The following is a 1,413-nucleotide window of genomic DNA, read 5'->3' as shown; positions in this document are numbered from 1 at the left end:
ATTATCACATCTTTTCGATGTTGTCAACTGCCAATTTTTGTTTTTGTTTTTTTATTTTCTACTCCCTGCTCTTTCGAACGGAATGTCAGTTTAACATACACATTGTCCTCTGTCAACTGACAATTTTTGCATTTTCTTGCTATTAATTTCAAATAGCTTTGTTAGTTTATCACAATCATTTCTAATTGTCAATTATCTTTTTTAAAATAATATATTTTCTATAAAATTTTAAAAAATAATGCCCAAACGCGGAATCGAACCACGGACACGGAGATTTTCAGTCTCCTGCTCTACCGACTGAGCTATCTGGGCATGGTGGGCCTTCAAGGACTCGAACCTTGGACCTACCGGTTATGAGCCGGGCGCTCTAACCAACTGAGCTAAAGGCCCAAAACATATTGTTTTGGTTTATTGGTGGGCTTAGATGGACTCGAACCATCGACCTCACGCTTATCAGGCGTGCGCTCTAACCACCTGAGCTATAAGCCCCTAATCGGGGCGGCAGGATTTGAACCCGCGGCCCTCTGGTCCCAAACCAGATGCGCTACCAAACTGCGCTACGCCCCGTTAAACTTGGGAACATTCCTCTGACCCGCAGAGGCTTTCACTTTAGAAAGAGGTGTTTCACCTTTCCTATTAACGGAGAGGGTGGGATTCGAACCCACGCGGGCTTTCACCCAAACGGTTTTCAAGACCGCCTCGTTATGACCACTTCGATACCTCTCCAAACAGTGATCCATCGGCGATTCGAACGCCGGACACCTTGATTAAAAGTCAAGTGCTCTGCCAGCTGAGCTAATGGATCCCTTTGTTTGGGGACATTCCTCTGACCCACAAAGACTTGCCCCTTAGAAAGAGGTGTGTACCCTTTCCTCTAACGGCACTCTTTTGACTTACAGAGAATTTCCCTTTAGAAAGAGGTGTTTCACCTTTCCTTGATGACCCATCAGGGACTCGAACCCTGGACACCCTGATTAAGAGTCAGGTGCTCTACCAGCTGAGCTAATGAGTCATAGTTTAATTCGGGGACATTCCTCTGACCCTCAGAGACTTGCCCATAGAAAGAGGTGCTCCCCTTTCTTTTATTGGTGCACCCAGGAGGATTCGAACCCCCGGCACACGGATTAGAAGTCCGTTGCTCTATCCATCTGAGCTATGGGTGCATTAAGCTGGTGGGAGGACTTGAACCCCTAACCTACTGATTACAAGTCAGTTGCTCTACCAATTGAGCTACACCAGCAAATATCTTTTTATGGCGACCTGGAAGGGGCTCGAACCCTCGACCTCCAGCGTGACAGGCTGGCATTCTAACCAACTGAACTACCAGGCCGCAAAATGGAAACTATAGGGCTCGAACCTATGACCCTCTGCTTGTAAGGCAGATGCTCTCCCAACTGAGCTAAGCTTCCATAT

11 tRNA genes are annotated in these 1,413 nt (G+C 46.7%); all 11 read right to left on the bottom strand.

Annotated elements, in window-relative coordinates:
- Positions 1-239: 239 nt before the first annotated feature.
- The 11 genes from HZF24_RS18690 to HZF24_RS18640 all read right to left on the bottom strand — a co-directional run bounded on the left by HZF24_RS18690 (position 240) and on the right by HZF24_RS18640 (position 1,409).
- Positions 240-312 (bottom strand) — tRNA-Phe (locus HZF24_RS18690).
- 1 nt (position 313) lies between these two features.
- Positions 314-390: transfer RNA gene (locus tag HZF24_RS18685), tRNA-Ile, on the bottom strand.
- Between the two features lie 22 nt (positions 391-412).
- Positions 413-489: transfer RNA gene (locus tag HZF24_RS18680), tRNA-Ile, on the bottom strand.
- A 4-nt stretch (positions 490-493) separates the two neighbouring features.
- Positions 494-567: transfer RNA gene (locus HZF24_RS18675), tRNA-Pro, on the bottom strand.
- A gap of 73 nt (positions 568-640) precedes the next feature.
- Positions 641-726 (bottom strand) — tRNA-Ser (locus HZF24_RS18670).
- Positions 727-732: 6 nt separating this feature from the next.
- Positions 733-805: transfer RNA gene (locus HZF24_RS18665), tRNA-Lys, on the bottom strand.
- 134 nt (positions 806-939) lie between these two features.
- Positions 940-1,012 (bottom strand) — tRNA-Lys (locus HZF24_RS18660).
- Between the two features lie 74 nt (positions 1,013-1,086).
- Positions 1,087-1,163 (bottom strand) — tRNA-Arg (locus HZF24_RS18655).
- Between the two features lie 4 nt (positions 1,164-1,167).
- A tRNA-Thr gene (locus HZF24_RS18650) sits at positions 1,168-1,240 on the bottom strand.
- Positions 1,241-1,253: 13 nt separating this feature from the next.
- Positions 1,254-1,330: transfer RNA gene (locus tag HZF24_RS18645), tRNA-Asp, on the bottom strand.
- 6 nt (positions 1,331-1,336) lie between these two features.
- Positions 1,337-1,409 (bottom strand) — tRNA-Val (locus tag HZF24_RS18640).
- Between the last annotated feature and the right edge of the window lie 4 nt (positions 1,410-1,413).

Source organism: Sedimentibacter hydroxybenzoicus DSM 7310, assembly GCF_013403245.1.
GTDB classification, from domain to species: domain Bacteria; phylum Bacillota; class Clostridia; order Tissierellales; family Sedimentibacteraceae; genus Sedimentibacter; species Sedimentibacter hydroxybenzoicus.
This window is presented reverse-complemented; position numbering and strand designations above follow the sequence as displayed.